Annotated in this window: 20 protein-coding genes and 1 pseudogene; 10 read left to right on the top strand and 11 right to left on the bottom strand. The window is 63.8% G+C overall.

Annotation, left to right across the window (positions count from 1 at the left end; all coding sequences use genetic code 11):
• Nucleotides 1-21 precede the first annotated feature (21 nt).
• The 3 genes from EN846_RS32435 (at nucleotide 22) to EN846_RS35460 (ending at nucleotide 3,341) form a co-directional block, all read left to right on the top strand.
• Nucleotides 22-2,124 (top strand): EAL domain-containing protein, encoded by a 2,103-nt coding sequence (locus tag EN846_RS32435; protein ID WP_135859571.1) that lies wholly within the window; start codon nucleotides 22-24, stop codon nucleotides 2,122-2,124.
• A 124-nt stretch (nucleotides 2,125-2,248) separates the two neighbouring features.
• Entirely contained in the window at nucleotides 2,249-2,791 is a 543-nt protein-coding gene (locus tag EN846_RS32430; protein WP_128347141.1) for a hypothetical protein, read from the top strand.
• A 160-nt stretch (nucleotides 2,792-2,951) separates the two neighbouring features.
• Nucleotides 2,952-3,341, top strand: coding sequence for a hypothetical protein (locus EN846_RS35460; RefSeq protein WP_189521672.1), 390 nt, complete (start codon nucleotides 2,952-2,954; stop codon nucleotides 3,339-3,341).
• Nucleotides 3,342-3,424: 83 nt separating this feature from the next.
• Here EN846_RS35460 and EN846_RS32415 read toward each other — a convergent pair whose 3' ends face one another.
• Both EN846_RS32415 and EN846_RS32410 read right to left on the bottom strand, forming a co-directional pair.
• Complete coding sequence (locus tag EN846_RS32415) at nucleotides 3,425-3,724, bottom strand: AzlD family protein (protein WP_127311682.1); 300 nt, start codon at nucleotides 3,722-3,724, stop codon at nucleotides 3,425-3,427.
• Nucleotides 3,721-4,467, bottom strand: a complete 747-nt coding sequence (locus EN846_RS32410) for an AzlC family ABC transporter permease (RefSeq protein ID WP_127393303.1) — start codon at nucleotides 4,465-4,467, stop codon at nucleotides 3,721-3,723. The genes EN846_RS32415 and EN846_RS32410 overlap by 4 nt, the downstream gene beginning before the upstream one ends.
• A gap of 187 nt (nucleotides 4,468-4,654) precedes the next feature.
• Here EN846_RS32410 and EN846_RS32405 point away from each other — a divergent pair, with 187 nt between their 5' ends.
• On the top strand, nucleotides 4,655-5,113 hold the full coding sequence (locus tag EN846_RS32405; protein WP_127284584.1) for an Lrp/AsnC family transcriptional regulator: 459 nt from the start codon (nucleotides 4,655-4,657) through the stop codon (nucleotides 5,111-5,113).
• 92 nt (nucleotides 5,114-5,205) lie between these two features.
• On the opposite strand, the gene EN846_RS32400 is transcribed toward EN846_RS32405, so the two are convergent.
• From EN846_RS32400 to EN846_RS32390, 3 genes and pseudogenes are all read right to left on the bottom strand, one after another.
• Nucleotides 5,206-5,523, bottom strand: a complete 318-nt coding sequence (locus EN846_RS32400; RefSeq protein ID WP_127284585.1) for a plasmid stabilization protein — start codon at nucleotides 5,521-5,523, stop codon at nucleotides 5,206-5,208.
• A gap of 95 nt (nucleotides 5,524-5,618) precedes the next feature.
• Nucleotides 5,619-6,035: pseudogene (locus tag EN846_RS32395) on the bottom strand (HD domain-containing protein); the annotation flags it as partial.
• Nucleotides 6,036-6,062: 27 nt separating this feature from the next.
• Nucleotides 6,063-6,311: a hypothetical protein gene (locus tag EN846_RS32390; protein ID WP_127393305.1), complete on the bottom strand. Its 249-nt coding sequence runs from the start codon at nucleotides 6,309-6,311 to the stop codon at nucleotides 6,063-6,065.
• A gap of 63 nt (nucleotides 6,312-6,374) precedes the next feature.
• On the opposite strand from EN846_RS32390, the gene EN846_RS32385 reads away from it, so the two are divergent.
• On the top strand, nucleotides 6,375-7,082 hold the full coding sequence (locus EN846_RS32385) for an isochorismatase family cysteine hydrolase (protein ID WP_245493454.1): 708 nt from the start codon (nucleotides 6,375-6,377) through the stop codon (nucleotides 7,080-7,082).
• A gap of 44 nt (nucleotides 7,083-7,126) precedes the next feature.
• On the opposite strand, the gene EN846_RS32380 is transcribed toward EN846_RS32385, so the two are convergent.
• Nucleotides 7,127-7,753 (bottom strand): hypothetical protein, encoded by a 627-nt coding sequence (locus EN846_RS32380; RefSeq protein ID WP_245493455.1) that lies wholly within the window; start codon nucleotides 7,751-7,753, stop codon nucleotides 7,127-7,129.
• A gap of 207 nt (nucleotides 7,754-7,960) precedes the next feature.
• On the opposite strand from EN846_RS32380, the gene EN846_RS32375 reads away from it, so the two are divergent.
• The 3 genes from EN846_RS32375 to EN846_RS32365 all read left to right on the top strand — a co-directional run bounded on the left by EN846_RS32375 (nucleotide 7,961) and on the right by EN846_RS32365 (nucleotide 8,888).
• Entirely contained in the window at nucleotides 7,961-8,167 is a 207-nt protein-coding gene (locus EN846_RS32375) for a hypothetical protein (protein ID WP_127393306.1), read from the top strand.
• Nucleotides 8,168-8,331: 164 nt separating this feature from the next.
• Complete coding sequence (locus EN846_RS32370; RefSeq protein ID WP_127393307.1) at nucleotides 8,332-8,565, top strand: hypothetical protein; 234 nt, start codon at nucleotides 8,332-8,334, stop codon at nucleotides 8,563-8,565.
• 86 nt (nucleotides 8,566-8,651) lie between these two features.
• Entirely contained in the window at nucleotides 8,652-8,888 is a 237-nt protein-coding gene (locus tag EN846_RS32365; protein ID WP_127393308.1) for a hypothetical protein, read from the top strand.
• Nucleotides 8,889-8,906: 18 nt separating this feature from the next.
• On the opposite strand, the gene EN846_RS32360 is transcribed toward EN846_RS32365, so the two are convergent.
• Nucleotides 8,907-9,128, bottom strand: a complete 222-nt coding sequence (locus tag EN846_RS32360) for a hypothetical protein (protein ID WP_187331516.1) — start codon at nucleotides 9,126-9,128, stop codon at nucleotides 8,907-8,909.
• A 1,005-nt stretch (nucleotides 9,129-10,133) separates the two neighbouring features.
• On the bottom strand, nucleotides 10,134-10,355 hold the full coding sequence (locus EN846_RS32355) for a hypothetical protein (RefSeq protein WP_135859573.1): 222 nt from the start codon (nucleotides 10,353-10,355) through the stop codon (nucleotides 10,134-10,136).
• A gap of 600 nt (nucleotides 10,356-10,955) precedes the next feature.
• Here EN846_RS32355 and EN846_RS32350 point away from each other — a divergent pair.
• Both EN846_RS32350 and EN846_RS32345 read left to right on the top strand, forming a co-directional pair.
• Nucleotides 10,956-11,255 (top strand): DUF982 domain-containing protein, encoded by a 300-nt coding sequence (locus tag EN846_RS32350; protein ID WP_127284591.1) that lies wholly within the window; start codon nucleotides 10,956-10,958, stop codon nucleotides 11,253-11,255.
• 9 nt (nucleotides 11,256-11,264) lie between these two features.
• Nucleotides 11,265-11,561 (top strand): DUF982 domain-containing protein, encoded by a 297-nt coding sequence (locus EN846_RS32345; protein WP_245493456.1) that lies wholly within the window; start codon nucleotides 11,265-11,267, stop codon nucleotides 11,559-11,561.
• A 64-nt stretch (nucleotides 11,562-11,625) separates the two neighbouring features.
• Here the strand turns inward: EN846_RS32345 and EN846_RS32340 are convergent, their stop codons facing one another.
• The 3 genes from EN846_RS32340 to EN846_RS32330 form a co-directional block, all read right to left on the bottom strand.
• On the bottom strand, nucleotides 11,626-12,465 hold the full coding sequence (locus tag EN846_RS32340) for an ATP-dependent DNA ligase (RefSeq protein WP_187331522.1): 840 nt from the start codon (nucleotides 12,463-12,465) through the stop codon (nucleotides 11,626-11,628).
• A 219-nt stretch (nucleotides 12,466-12,684) separates the two neighbouring features.
• On the bottom strand, nucleotides 12,685-13,086 hold the full coding sequence (locus tag EN846_RS32335; protein ID WP_127285779.1) for a low affinity iron permease family protein: 402 nt from the start codon (nucleotides 13,084-13,086) through the stop codon (nucleotides 12,685-12,687).
• 144 nt (nucleotides 13,087-13,230) lie between these two features.
• Nucleotides 13,231-13,752 (bottom strand): ferritin-like domain-containing protein, encoded by a 522-nt coding sequence (locus EN846_RS32330; RefSeq protein ID WP_127285780.1) that lies wholly within the window; start codon nucleotides 13,750-13,752, stop codon nucleotides 13,231-13,233.
• Nucleotides 13,753-13,903 lie beyond the last annotated feature (151 nt).

Below are 13,903 nucleotides of genomic sequence, written 5' to 3'. Positions count from 1 at the left end.
CAGGGCGGATAAAAACCGGGCATGGCGGACGACAAGACACGCAAGGGGGAGTTCTGGGCGCTGGCGCTGGAACGTGCTCATCTCGGCGTCTGGGACTGGAACGTCGCCAGCGGCGATTGCTACTACTCGCCGACCTGGTTGAAGATGCTCGGCTACGCCGAGGGCGAGCTTGCCGCCACGGCGGATCTCTGGCTGACGCTCACCCATCCCGACGACCGCGAGCGGGCACTGGCCAGCGGCGAGCGCCACATCGCCGGCCTGACGGAGTCCATCGAGACGGAGCTGCGCCTCAGGCACAAGGATGGCCACTGGGTCTGGGTGCTCGACCGCGGCGGCATCGTCGAGCGCGACGCCGAGGGCCGGGCGCTGCGGCTGATGGGCGTGCAGACCGATATCACCCGGCGAAAACAGGCCGAGGCGGCACTCGATGAGGTCAATGTGCGCTTCCGCCTGGCGCTCGCCGCCAGCGGCACCGGCATCTGGCACTATGACATCGCCACCAACAAGAGCTTCTGGGATGCCCGCAGCCGGGAGATCTTCGGCCTGGTCAGCGATACCGACGAGGTCTCGGCCGGCCTCTGGCACACCTATCTGCATCCCGATGACAAGGAGGCCACCGAGCGGGCGCACCTGCCGCCGCCCGGATCGGAAGCGGTAACCGCCTCGCAATACCGCATCATCAGGCGCGACGGCGAGATCCGCCACCTTGAATCGCTGGTCCGCTTCATCGCCTGCGCCGGCGGCGCCGGCCAGATCCTCGGCACCGTGCGCGACATCACCGAGGACAAGAAGCGCTCGCAGGAACTCACCTACGCCGCCAACCACGACGCCCTGACCGGCCTGCTCAACCGCGCCGCCTTCGACCGGCTGCTGGCTGACCACATCGCCACGCAGCGCCGGCTGCCGCTCGCCGTCTTCTATGTCGACCTCGACTACTTCAAGGCGCTGAACGACTTCGCCGGCCATGCCGCCGGCGACCTCGCGCTGAAGAGCATCGCCGCCGGCATCCTCGCCAGCCTGCCGTCATCGGCGCACGCTGCACGCCTTGGCGGCGACGAGTTCGCGCTGCTGGTGCCGAACTGCGGCCAGGCCGAGGCCGAGCGGCTGGCCGGCGCGGTGCTTGCCGCCGTGCGCGACGCCGAGCTCGGCGCCACGACGCGAAGGCTCGCGGCCAGCATCGGCATCGCCTTCGTCGCCCATCGCGACACCACGGTAGCCGATGCACTGGCCTGCGCCGACGACGCCTGCTACGCGGCCAAGGCCGCCGGCCGCAACCGCTTCGCGGTGTTCTCGGCCGAGACGGCTTCCGGCTCCGGCGGCCTCAACGCGGCGCGGCTTGCCGCCGACCTCGTCGATGCCATGGAGGACGGCAGGCTGAAACTGTTCGGCCAGCAGATCCATCGGCTCGGCCAGCCCTGGCGCTACAGCCGCCAGGTCGAGGTGCTGGCCAGGCTTTCCGCCCGCAACGGCAAGATGATCCCGCCCGGCGAGTTCATTTCGGTGGCGGAGCGCTTCGGCATCGCTTCCAGGCTCGACCGCTGGATCGTCAGGGCGGCGCTGGAAATGCACGGTCCGGCGATGCGCTCGGGCGCCATTTCGCTCGGCTTCAACCTTTCGGCGCAGACGCTGAGCGACCCGCAGCTCTGGGAGTTCGTCGATGCCGTCATCGCCGAGACCGGCGCGCCGCCGGCCGGCATCGGCTTCGAGATCACCGAGACCGCCGCCGTCACCAATTTCGACGCCGCCGAGGCCTTCGTGCGCAAGGCGCGCGAGCGGCATTGCCGGGTCAGCCTCGACGATTTCGGCGCCGGCATGAGCTCGTTCGAATATCTCAGGCGCTTTCCGATCGACGCCATCAAGATCGACGGCTCCTTCGTCGAGCACATCGCCGAGAGCCGCTTCGACCGCGAGATCGTCTCGGCGATTTCCGGCATCGCCAGGAGCCTCGGCTGCAGCGTCGTGGCCGAGAAGGTCGAACAGCGGGTGGCGATGGACATCCTTCGCGACATGGGCGTCGCCTACGGCCAGGGCTTTCTGCTGCACCGGCCGGAGGCGCTGGAGGCGATCGTCGCTAGGGCGGTTGGCGAGGCGGCCCTTCCGGCTCGGTTGACCCGGTCGGCCTAAGAAATTCTTAATCGGGGTCAGGCTAATGCCCTGCCGGACCGATTGTTCCGCTCAAGGCATGATGTCTTGGCTCGATGTGCGGTGCCCCGTTGCATGACGAACGGGCGTGCCCGAGAGACCGGCAATGTCCTCACTGTCCGCGCTGAACAACGCCGCCCTGTTGGTCCTGCAGCAGCAACGCCCGCAATCGGCGGTGGCTGAAGACAGTCTCGTCGCCGGCATCAATGGCGTTTCCAGTCCCGACGGTTCCGGCTCGGGCTCGCCTCTGATGCAGGCGCAGGCCAGGATCTCCGGATCCATGTTCAGCGTGAACAGCCTCAACATCACGGCAATGAAGGTCCGGCTGATGGAGCGCGTCGGCAAGGAATTCGGCATCGACCAGGGCGACTACCAGTCCCTGTTTTCCTACGGCACGGCCGTCAAGAACGCGGTCGAGGCGTTGAAACAGAAATCCGCTGCCGAGATTATCGCGATCGAAAAGAAGCTGGGGTTGGACCAGCTCGGCGTTTCGCTCGACACGCTCGTCAATGCGATCATCGATCCGCAAGGCAGCGATGGCGACAGGCTGGACGCGGCGCTGAGCAAGCAGGCGGGCGATCACGCCAAGGGCGAGGGGAAAGCCGCCGGCCCGATCCAGCCGGACGAGATCGGTCTCTACGGCCGCTGAACGGTTGCGCGTAAGGACGGCAGGCCTGGTGCCGGCTTCCTCATCGGGTCACGAAAATAAGCGACTGCTAAAATTGAAGCTACGCATTTAAGGGCGCCGTAATCCGGCCGAATAAATGATCCGCCATCGACAATGGCGGCCGCGTGCCGGGTGGGAGACGATGATGAAGCCTTTTCCTTTGCTGCTGGCCGCCTCGGTCGGCCTGTTCGGCATTCTCGCGGCGCAGCAATCCCTCGCGGGCGAGTTCTCGGACCATGGCGGCCCGGCGACGGCGACGCTGCCCGACGAAGTCGACGAAGGCACCACCGCCAGCCATGAAGGCGACAAGGGCGATCACAAAGGCGATCATAAGGGCGAGGGCGCCGGCGCCGGCTCGCATGAGGGCGACCAGGGCGACGGCGACCACGATGGTGATCACGAGAGCGGCGATCATGAAGGCGATGGCCATGATGGTGGCGGTGACGGCGGCAGCGGCGGTGACGGCGGTGACGGTGGCGGCGGCGACGGCGGCGGCGATGGCGGCAGCCATGAAGGCGGCGGCGACGCCTGAGTCACGGCGCTGAAACTGCCAATCTCCCCCTCGTGGGGAGATGCCCGGCAGGGCAGAGGGTGCTGTCCCGCCAGCCTAGGTGACTACCCCATCAACCACCGCAACACCCCGGACGACGCCACGCCGATCACCACGGTCGGCAGCATCGACAGCCGGGTCGCCGCGAGCAGCGTGATGGCGAGCGCTGCCAGGTCGGCGGGGTTCTTCGAGACGAAATCCGGCGCAATGACCGAGATCAGCACGCAGCCGGGCGCGGCTTCCATCACCGCCGTGGCGCGGCGGCCGAGCGTGCGGTTGCGCAGCACGACATAGCCGCCGATCCTGGTCAGATAGGTGACGCTGGCCATCAGCACGATGGCGATGAGGTTGGCCGGATCGATCATGCCTGGTCTCCCGAAAACATATAGGCCGCGACCAGGCCGGAAAGCGCGCCGGCCGCCACATACCAGGCGCCGGGAACGATGAGATAGGTGAGCGCCGCCACCACCAGGCTGACCAGCCACGGCCGCGCTGCGGCAAAGCCCTTCCACATGCCGCGCATCAGCACCAGGAACACCGCCGGGAAGGCCATGGCGAAACCGTAATCCTCGACATTGCCGAGCACCGGGCCGAGTGCTGCGCCGGCGGTGGTGAAGGCCACCCAGGCGAGGTAGAAGGGCAGGGCGGTGCCGGCATAGTAGGGCAGGCTGAAGGCCGGGTTCAGGCCCGCGGCCGCCCGCTGCCTTGCATCCGCCAGGCCCAGCGCCCAGCTCTCGTCGCACATCAGGAACAGCGCCGGAAACACCTTGCGCAGGGGCAGCTCGCGCAGGAACGGCGCGAGTGCCGCCCCCATCAGGAAATGGCGGCTGTTGACCAGCAAGGTGATGGCAGCGATCAGAAGGATATGCGGCGGCGAGGTCCAGAGCTGGATCGCCGCGAACTCAGAGCCGCCGGCGAAGTTCATGCCGGTCATCAGCGGAACCTCGGCGACGCTCAGGCCCTTCTGCGCGGCCTGCGCGCCGAGCACCAGCGCATAGGGAACGATGCCGAGCAGCACCGGCGTCGAGGCGGCCACGCCGCGCCGGAATTCGGACCGCTGGCGGTAAGGCGCCTCGTCCAGGGTCAGGCTTGCTTGCGAGATGCTCATGGGACTCCTTGCGCGAACGAAGCCGGGCGCGCCTCGCGTCCGCCTGCGTCCGAACCATCCGATGTCGATGACTATATGCCGGTAAGCATAGGCCAAACGTCGAGCAATTTGGTTGCGAAGATTCGCCTTTTCTGCCAGGAATTGGCATTGGATATCGCAATCAGGCAGAAAGATGGAATTCTGAGCCATGAAGCTGGATGAGATCGACAAACGCATCCTGCGCGCCCTGCAGCGCGACGGGCGCATGGCCAACAACGATCTGGCGCGGGAAGTCGGCCTGTCGCCCTCGCCGTGCCTGAGACGGGTCAAGCTGCTGGAGGAGGCCGGCGTCATCGACCGCTATGTCGCCGTGCTCAATCCGGCCAAGGTCGGCCGCGGCCACACCTTCTTCACCCGCATCTGGCTGAAGCAGCAGGACGAGGACACGATCGAGCATTTCGCCGCCGAAGCCGCCAAGCTGCCCGAGGTGATGGAGTGCTACCTGATGCTCGGCGACTGCGACGCCATGGTGCGTGTTGTGGCCGCCGGCATCGACGAATACCGCCGCTTCCAGTCGGAGCATCTCAGCCGCATCAAGGGCGTGCAGAACGTCAAGACCGAGGTGCCCAGCCAGACGATCAAGCAGACCTCCGAGATGCCGCTTTAGGGCGGAACGGCCAATCTCCGCCCTTGTGGGGGAGATGCCCGGCAGGGCAGAGGGGGGCGCTGTCCCGCCGGCCTTAGCTTCGGCGTCGGCCCCTAATGATGCGTGTGGCTGTCGTTGCGCTTGCGGGTCGCCGCCGCCTTCTTGGCCGAGGCCGACCGGCTGGCCGCCGGCCTCTCGCCGGAGGCCTTGCCGCCCATCCTGCCGCCCTTGTGCGCGGCCGGGTTGCCGGTGTGCTTGCCGCGTCCCGAGCCGCCTTCCTTCTTGCCGCCGCCATCGTCCTTGTTGACGGTCGCCCAGGCGCGCCGCTCGGCCTCCTTCTCGGACACGCCGCGGTGCTCGTACCCCTCGGCGATATGGTCGGCCTTGCGTTCCTGCTTGTCGGTGTATTTCGATTTGTCTCCGCGTGGCATTTTTCTGCTCCATTAGATGCCGATCAAGGGGAACGGCCGGCGTCGAGCCTCGTTCCGATTCTGCTCGTCCCGGCACGTCTCTTTGGTGGAATGGTCTTGGCGCCGCGAAGCCGGTTGAGGACGCGCAGGCCGGTTTCGTATTTCGCGGTCGAAACACCGGCCTGGCGCGCCTGCCAGAGATTGTCGTTCAGGTCGGCCCGCTTGACCGGCAGCGCAAGCCGGTTCGACGCGGCCCTGCACAGGAACCCTTGCTCGGTCTCGTCCAGCCTTCTCGTCAGCGCATCGACGGCGGCGACGACGGGCGAGCCGAAGCCGGCCGTCCTTAACCGGCCGAGGGTCCAGCCTTCGCCTTTCTCGACGACGTCATGCAGATAAGCGACGATCTTCTGGTCGAGCGTCTCGACCTGTTCGGCGACGCGCCGGCTGTGCTCGATATAGGGTTCGCCGGTCTTGTCGGTCTGCGACCGATGCGCCTCCTCCGCGATCCTGGCCGCGCGGTACAGCATGCTCATTCTCTTGTTTCCTTGCCTGGTCCTCGGTCAGCCCTCAGCCTTCATCGTGCGCGCTATCTCCAGCAGCCGCTGCCGGTCGTGGCCGTGCTCGCGGATGAGTTCCCGGGCCTGTTTCGGCGAAAGGTCGGTGTTCTCCGCCAGGAACCGCACCAGCGGATCGTCGCCGCCCTTGGTGGGCAGCCCCGTCGACTCGGGAGCATGGCCCGCACCCGGCCGCCGCGGAACGGCGCCGGTGGCGCCAATATTGTCGCGAGCATCCTTGTCGTCCTTGTTCATCGCGTGCTCCTTCCTGTTGGGAGGAGAACCCTTCGCGAAGCATCAGGTTCCCCCGCAGGAACTTTGCCCGCGCCGTCGCATTGCAACGAAGCCCGGCAGGTCGCACGAGCCGGACTGCGGCACCCGTCGAAAGCCGCGCAGGTCGCGGGAGAGGCGATGCAAGAGAATACGAAGAACGAGATCCTCCGTCCGATCCCGGCAAATGCGATCCACATCTGCGTGGATATGCAGCAAATGTTCATGCCGCCGGGCCCGTGGGCGGTCGACTGGCTCCCCGAAACATTGCCGAAGGTGATCCAGCTTGTGGAAAGGCAGCCTGCGAGAACGGTCTTCACGCGGTTCATTCCGGCCCGCAGGCCGGGCGACGGCACCGGCCAGTGGCGCGACTACTATTTGCGCTGGGCCGATATGACGCTCGAACGCGCAGGCGCCGACATCATCGAACTTGCACCGGAGCTGCGGCGGTTCGTTCCGCCCGCGCGCCAGTTCGACAAATTCGTCTATTCTCCCTGGTTTGGCGGCCGGCTGCAGCGGGCGCTGGCGCAGGACGCCGTCGACACGGTGATCGTGAGTGGCGGCGAGGCCGACATGTGCGTGCTGGCAACGCTGCTAGGCGCGATCGACTTCGGCTACAGGACGGTCCTGGCTCAGGATGCGATCTGCAGCACCTCGAACGAGGCCTACGACGCCATCGTCAGCCTTTTCAGCAAGAGATATTCACATCATGTCGAGGTCGCTCCGGTCGAGGTCATCCTGGAGCTTTGGCGCTAGGCTGAACCGCCATATCGCTTCGCCTTGACCCACTTGCGGAACGGCTATTCGTTCTTCTGCGCCTCCCGGGCGGCAGCCTCCTTCTTCTGCCGCAGCACCTCATCGGTGCCGACAATCTCCTTGGCCCCGCCGGAAATGGCAGTGGAGACCACGGCCGGCGGATCGCTGGCCGGAAAACTGTCCTCCAGGCCCGCCTCCAACTGCTCCTCGAGCGTGTCCGGACTTTCCGAACGGCCCTGGGTGCGGCGGCCGGCGATCTCCTCGAGATCGCTCTTGGAGTCTGGGTGGTCGCGGACGTTCTTCATCGTCGACACCACCAGTTCGATCGCGAACTCCTTCATCGCCTCGACCTGCGGTGCGGCGACGTCGGAGTCTTCGACAAGGCGGATGAGCGACTTCTCCACCTCCGCCAGTTCCTTCGTTCCCTGGCAGCGGGCCAGCCGCAGCGCCAGCGAATTGAGAAGGGCAGGCGCGAAGGTCGAATAGGCATTCATGCGGGTTTCATCGACATGTTCGGGATGAAGGGTGTGCAGCGACATCGGTTCCTCCGGCAAAAAACTGTCCTCGGGCCTTGTGCAGCCGAGCCATTTTTGGCCGGCAACCCGCGAGAGACGTCCTAATGGAACTGAGGGAGGCGGAACTGGTTCCATTGAGGCATTGCGCTCGGCCATCGCGGCTGCCCAGACCCGGCCGCCGGAAGAGAAGTTGGACTGAAGTCCGATCGAACTGCGCAGAGGGCCGGTGTCCGGTCCGCTCCATCATTTGTTATAGTGCCGTGGCCCCCAACCGGCCTATCCTCCACCATCGGCGGTAATTGACACGGGCATCGCCGACAGCAAGCGAACAGAGCGCTTCCGCCCAGCACGAGGCAGGAAGCCATGTTCGATCCCACCAAAACCAGCGGCGTGGCTTACCCGGAGGATATGGCCCTCCTGCAGAGGGTCTATGATCGCATCTGCCAGGAACTCGGTATTCTGCCCGGCACCCGCGAAGCGAATACCCTTGCCGCGCAGATAATGGACATTTTCACCAGCGGCGTATCGGACGAGGAGTCCCTTCTCCAACTTCTCAAGCGCGAATTCTGACTATCGTTCGTGTTCCCTGAAATCCCCGGGCGAGGCTGCGACCGACCTGCGTGACCGGAGGTTGCGCATCCCCTGCGTAACCGTTCCGTTGTGTCCGCCCTCTTTACAGTTTGGAACTCATATAGGATTATTATCCTATATGAGGCGATGCTCGGGGGATCGCAATGGTCAGGCGCAACAAGCCCAGGCAGCTATCCGGTCCGGATTTGGAGCGGTTCCTACAGGCAGCGGAGGCGCTGCATAAGAGCATCGTCGGTCCGCTGATATCGCCGCAATGCGATCACTACCGCTCGCTCCAGCTTCTGCATGAGGCGCTGTTGAAGACGGTGCGGGAGGTCACCGGCAAGGAGGTGGCGTTCATCCGGTGGAACGGCACAGGACCAGCCCGGCGCCTTTAGCGACAACTAACGTAGCTAGGAACGCCTGCCGGACGTTCCGTGAACGAAGGGCTGTCAGTCTAGCTCCAATGGGCTATGTTCGCGGCATGAGCATCAAGGACGACATCGCCAGGGTCGAGCAGCACATCCGCGAGATTGAACAGCGGTTGGAGCATCAGCTCGAGGTCATCGCCCAGGCCGAGCAGAGCGGCTTGCCGACAGAGAGGGCGCGCGCCTTCCTGGTGGTTCTGAAGCAAACGCTGGGCTTGAGCCGTGACCATCTGGCCAGGCTTCTGTCGGATGAGATGGAAGAGGGCAACTCCGGAACGGGAGGCGTCCGGTGAAGTCGCCTCAGAGAGCTCTCACTCGGCCATGGCCGCGCGGCGTTTTAAAAACAGCCGGCGCAACGCGACTTCGTCGCAGATGCCGTTCTCGAACGCCTGGATGACTTCGTAGGCAAGCTGCTCCCGCTGCTCCTGGTCTTTAAGGGCCAGACGGCGCTCCGCGCATAATTGGTCAAAAACCCTCTGGAGAATCTCCAGATCGACGGGCGTGAATATGCTGCTGTATTTTTTGAAAGCCATGACGCTTTCTCCCTCACCCGGGCGAAGGCGTGATCTGCTCTTTCAAGCATCCGCTCGCCTCGGTTGGGTGCGGACGACGAGGTCATTATATTCCTGCAAAGTGACGTTAGCGAGGGGATTCGGCGCGAAACCGAATAGCCCGGCTTTGCTCCTCCACGGAGTGACAGGAGTTAGGGAAACCGGGCTATCCAGCAACCCCGCTGCCATCTGAAGGATGGGTGGCGACGGGATTTTTGGGACGTGACTAAACGCATGCCCCGCCGCACGGTTCCCCGACATTGGGTCTGTCAACATTGCGCTGGAAAATGGATCGATTCATGGGCCGTTTACACCAGCAGGAAGCCGGCAATGAGCACTGTGAGAACCAGTGAAGCGGGCACGGCGAGCAGCCATCGGGCCTCAAGAACGCTGTTATCTCTGTCGTCCATCGTTCCTCTCCCAAATAGACATCCCTCCGTTGCGCAACGGTGCCTGCCTGCATTCGTTCCCGGGCTCGGGCCACGGTCTATGGCTTGGTCCGACTGAGGTCTCAGCTCCGGCGGCAAAGGGCCCAGGCGCGGCAACCAACATCCCGGCAACACATTGGTAGGCACCGTCGACAGCTAGCCCCTAATCGGCGGTCATTACGGGTGCCCGCCATGTTTCCCTTTCAGCATGGTGGGCGCTTGCGGCAGCAGCCCGAAGCAAACCCTGCATCCGGTAATGGCGACTGAGGTCCGATGGCCGCACGCAGAGGTCCGAACACGGGAAACAACGGCCCGCCAGTCCATTGGTAGAAGTCGCAGGAGATCATCCCCTCCATCTGCGGCAACCCTGAACTGCCCGCCGCTAACTCCTTGGCGGCGGGCTTTTTGGATCTGACTCTGAAATCCTGAGGAGAGGCCAGCCACCCGAACCCGGAATGGCGGGTTCAGTTTGGCCGCCATGTTCCCATTGCCCGGCCGTTGCTTATTCCATCGCGCTCCAGGCTCGAACAGAACCTCCTGGTCGGTCCGATCGCAAGGTCTAAGCCTTGAGCCATTTCGCCTGGAACCGGGGAACGCTGCTGCTTTGCAAAACCCAATCCAACAGGCGCTGGTCGACATCCTTTTTGCCGGTAAGCTCGCGGATCAAAAGCGCGGCGTGGGCCGCCCATCTGTCTTCAGGAATTCCGTCTTCGATGACCGATCTTACGAAGGCACACCGAAGGACCTCGCAGTCGAAAGACGACACTGCTCGCCGGTTCATGATGCAAATCCCTCCGACTTCAATGCTCCGCAAAACGGGGCCTGATGTCATTCGTTCCGATGGGGGACTGCAGTCGCAAGCCCGCTGCGACTGAAGTCGCAGCGACCAAGGCAAAGGGCTGGAGGCTGCAACCGGCAAACCGCTACTCCATTGATTGCGGGGGCCGCCGACAAATCCGACCCACTCCGTCGTCGGTCATCTTGGGGTGCCTGCCATGCTTACCTTTCGAACATGGTGGGCGCCTTGGCTTTGCCAGCAACATGCGGTGTCTGACAGCGAGACGAATATGACCCTTGTCCAGAGCAGGCCGGACCTACCTGACGTCGCAGGTCGGCTCGCAAACGACACACCCACCCCGGCGGGCCAACGGTAAGCGATCCATATTAGCATCCGCTTGCTAACCAAGTCGCCACGCCCGTTGGCGATGAGCCTGGTTCGCGAGGTCCTATTCGGGCGAGGTCCATGCAGCAAGCTCATAGAGGTTGCAGAGCACTCTTGACGACAAAAGTCCTCAAACCCATATCGCCGCTGGGCCAGGGACACTGCCGGTAGGTCCCGGCCCTCCTGACACTCAATTGTTCGTTCGATTTGGAGGATCTTATGAACGACCGGATGTTCGACAGCCCTGTTTTCGTCAAGAGCGGAAACAGCCTGATCCAGGAAATCGCATGCATCGAGGACGCCCTGGAATTTCTCTACGAATGGCCGAAAAATAGGCGCGGCCCGATTTACGACACTGCGCTGCGAGCCTGCCAAAAGGCATTCGACAGCGATTACCCGCGAAACGCCGCAAGGGAGGCCTTCTGCGGTTTCGCAAAATCAGCCAAGGTTCTTGAAGAACTGAGCGCACCGCCGCCATGGATGGCCAGCGTCGGCGGCCGCGGTGGGCTAGCCGCTTGAAGTCGCGCGATGGAGGTCGCGATGCTCTCAAAGCCATTCGAAAAGCCGATCCGAGTTTGGGTTGGAATGGGTTTTCCCCGTCAGCTCAACACCGTGGTTGACGCATACCAGTTTGCCACCGATTGGTGCGGCAACAGTCCCGAGCAGAAAGCTGCCATCCGCGCGTGCAAGGCGGCACTGGTCGGAGACATCGACGCGGAGACGGCCAGGGGAATCTTTGCCGCCTTTGCCCGGAAGAAGGACATCCTTATCGAGGACGGAAATATGCCGCCGCCTTATTGGAAGGTGCGGCCTTCGCACGTCTAAGCTGGTGAGGCGGCGGTCAACGTCGCCTCACCATACTTCAGAGCCTGTTCCCCTATGACCGCCTCTAGGGTGTCCCTACCTCGCGGAAGTCCTGCAAAGACGCGTGGCGCAGATCGTCCTCGCCCCGCAGATGCTTCACACGGCCAATCAGCCCTGGCCTTACCCACTGCGTCGCCGGCCGCTTCATGCCGTTCGGCGCCGTGCCTGCGTGCTCCAGGGCGCGCTGCCACAAGCGTTCCCGCATTTCCCTATTCAGGGTGATAAAGGCGCTGCCGACATAGCGCCCGGTGCCGCGCTCCGCCAGGAGGGCGAAGGCAGGCTTGCCCGCCTCGCGCTCGACGCCGAGCAGCTCGTATTCGTCGATCGCGTAGCACTTAGCCTTGAGCCAGGCCGTAGAATTGCCGGATCGATATTTGCTTTCCTTGCGCTTCGAAACCATGCCCTCAAGGCCGGCTTGATCGATGAGATGGAAGATGGATTTGGCATCGCCCGGCAACGATTGACTGAACTGGATGCGCCCGCCAGGCGGGATCATCTCGGCTAGGATCTCGCGCCGGTCCTCCAGCGGGATGTCGCGGAGGTCGCGGCCATTGAGGTGGAGAAGATCGAAGGCGACGAAATAGAGGTCCTGTTGCCGACTTGTGATGGCCTTGCGCAGCGCCTTGAAGTCGGACAGCCCTGCCTCATTCGTGACGATCACTTCGCCGTCGATGATCGCGTCCTCAGCGTCGAGCTCGCTCGCGGCCTTGGCAAGGTCGCGATATTTTGCAGTCCAGTCGAGACCGCGGCGGCTGAAAATGCGCACGCCGTCTACGTCCCGAACAATTTGGGAGCGATAGCCGTCGAATTTCACTTCATGAATCCACCCGTCGCCTTCCGGTGGCTTGTCGACGAGCGTCGGCATCAGCGGCTCGATGAATGACAACCGGTCCCTGCCGGCGGGCTTAGGCATCGGGACTCCCCGCGCGATGCTCGAATTTGATTCAATATCGCACGGCCGGTTGTGTTCCGTTAGCGATTGCTTAAATAAATTGTCGGCCGACGTCACAGACGCTCCGGCCTTGCCATGCCGAGCCCCATGGTCAGGGCTTCTTCCAGGCTGGTGGTATAAAGGGCCGTCTCTTCAGTAGGCGTCCTCAGAACGCAGTTGAGCCTGCTTGGCCTCGGCGCACCGATTTCTGAATTCCTGCACCTCGGCTTCCGTGAGGTGCTCGATGCCGATGAAGTCGTTCTTTCCCTGTCCGGACCGTATGAGTTCGTCGAGCTTCGCCTGTATGGCTGCACCATCGCGGTTCTGGGTGTTCTGGATCAGGAACACCATCAGAAAGGTGACGATGGTGGTCCCGGTGTTGATGACGAGTTGCCAGGTCTCCGAAAAGTCGAACACCGGTCCGGACAAGGCCCAGGCGACCACGCAGGCCAGGCATGAGGCGAAAGCCCAGGGGCGACCCGCGGCATGGGCGACCGCCTCCGCGACACGGTTGAATATTCGTTCCAACCCTAAATCCTCCGCCTGCTGCGCCATGCTCGATGGCGTCGTGCCAAAGCTTGAGCCCGTCGGCAGCAGGTTTGCGGCCGATACGCCCGGTTGTTCATGGAATCCTGGTGATCGCACGCGGCCCCGGCGCCGACCGGGACCGCAATTGCGGACGATCGCGTGCGCGGCGGTTCAGGCGGCCGCCTGCAACGCCCGCTGGTTCGCGCCACTTTCGCCCAAAGCGCTGAGCGCCTCGTCGGTGGCGGACTCCTGCGCCAGCGTTTCGCGCAGCAACGGCACTGCGTCCTTGAGGCCCAGTTGCTCCGCCCAGGCGACCAGCGTGCCGTAGCGGGCTATTTCATAATGCTCGACGGCCTGGGCGGCCGCCACCAGGCCCGCGTCGAGCGCCGGCTCGTCCTGGTACTCCTCGAGGATTTCCGAGCCTTCTTCGAGGATGCCGTCGATCGCCGGACAGGTCTTGCCCCTTGCAGCCTTGCCCATCAGCTCGAACACTTGTTCCAGGCGATCGACCTGTCCCTCTGTTTCCATGCGATGCTTCTCGAAGGCTGCGCTCAGTTCCTTCGACTGGGCGGCCTTCGCCAGCTTGGGCAACGTCTTCAGGATCTTCTTTTCCGCGTAGTAGATGTCCTTCAGGCCGTCCACGAACAGGCTCTCCAGGCCGTTCGCCGCGCCAGACGAATTCTTCCTTGCCATCACTTTGCTCCATCGTTTGATGCGACTTGAGGGGGCAAAGAAACGGCGCTCGTGAAATCGCAAGCGCCGTTTCCTTGCATCACGATAAGCGCGGCCGGGAACGGATGTTCCATCCGAAATATTTCGTGAACCCAAGTCGTGGACGGCGCCC

The sequence above is a fragment of the Mesorhizobium sp. M4B.F.Ca.ET.203.01.1.1 genome (assembly GCF_004791025.1).
GTDB lineage: Bacteria > Pseudomonadota > Alphaproteobacteria > Rhizobiales > Rhizobiaceae > Mesorhizobium > Mesorhizobium abyssinicae.
The sequence above is the reverse complement of the archived record's forward strand: the minus strand, read 5'-3'. Positions and strand labels throughout refer to the sequence as shown.

Coding starts and splice junctions, on each gene's coding strand:
- EN846_RS32435 (WP_135859571.1), top strand. CDS start 22: ATGGCGGACGACAAGACACGCAAGGGGGAGTTCTGGGCGCTGGCGCTG.
- EN846_RS32430 (WP_128347141.1), top strand. CDS start 2,249: ATGTCCTCACTGTCCGCGCTGAACAACGCCGCCCTGTTGGTCCTGCAG.
- EN846_RS35460 (WP_189521672.1), top strand. CDS start 2,952: ATGATGAAGCCTTTTCCTTTGCTGCTGGCCGCCTCGGTCGGCCTGTTC.
- EN846_RS32415 (WP_127311682.1), bottom strand. CDS start 3,724: ATGATCGATCCGGCCAACCTCATCGCCATCGTGCTGATGGCCAGCGTC.
- EN846_RS32410 (WP_127393303.1), bottom strand. CDS start 4,467: ATGAGCATCTCGCAAGCAAGCCTGACCCTGGACGAGGCGCCTTACCGC.
- EN846_RS32405 (WP_127284584.1), top strand. CDS start 4,655: ATGAAGCTGGATGAGATCGACAAACGCATCCTGCGCGCCCTGCAGCGC.
- EN846_RS32400 (WP_127284585.1), bottom strand. CDS start 5,523: ATGCCACGCGGAGACAAATCGAAATACACCGACAAGCAGGAACGCAAG.
- EN846_RS32390 (WP_127393305.1), bottom strand. CDS start 6,311: ATGAACAAGGACGACAAGGATGCTCGCGACAATATTGGCGCCACCGGC.
- EN846_RS32380 (WP_245493455.1), bottom strand. CDS start 7,753: ATGGCCGAGCGCAATGCCTCAATGGAACCAGTTCCGCCTCCCTCAGTT.
- EN846_RS32375 (WP_127393306.1), top strand. CDS start 7,961: ATGTTCGATCCCACCAAAACCAGCGGCGTGGCTTACCCGGAGGATATG.
- EN846_RS32370 (WP_127393307.1), top strand. CDS start 8,332: ATGGTCAGGCGCAACAAGCCCAGGCAGCTATCCGGTCCGGATTTGGAG.
- EN846_RS32365 (WP_127393308.1), top strand. CDS start 8,652: ATGAGCATCAAGGACGACATCGCCAGGGTCGAGCAGCACATCCGCGAG.
- EN846_RS32360 (WP_187331516.1), bottom strand. CDS start 9,128: ATGGCTTTCAAAAAATACAGCAGCATATTCACGCCCGTCGATCTGGAG.
- EN846_RS32355 (WP_135859573.1), bottom strand. CDS start 10,355: ATGAACCGGCGAGCAGTGTCGTCTTTCGACTGCGAGGTCCTTCGGTGT.
- EN846_RS32350 (WP_127284591.1), top strand. CDS start 10,956: ATGAACGACCGGATGTTCGACAGCCCTGTTTTCGTCAAGAGCGGAAAC.
- EN846_RS32345 (WP_245493456.1), top strand. CDS start 11,265: ATGGAGGTCGCGATGCTCTCAAAGCCATTCGAAAAGCCGATCCGAGTT.
- EN846_RS32340 (WP_187331522.1), bottom strand. CDS start 12,465: ATGCCGACGCTCGTCGACAAGCCACCGGAAGGCGACGGGTGGATTCAT.
- EN846_RS32335 (WP_127285779.1), bottom strand. CDS start 13,086: ATGGCGCAGCAGGCGGAGGATTTAGGGTTGGAACGAATATTCAACCGT.
- EN846_RS32330 (WP_127285780.1), bottom strand. CDS start 13,752: ATGGCAAGGAAGAATTCGTCTGGCGCGGCGAACGGCCTGGAGAGCCTG.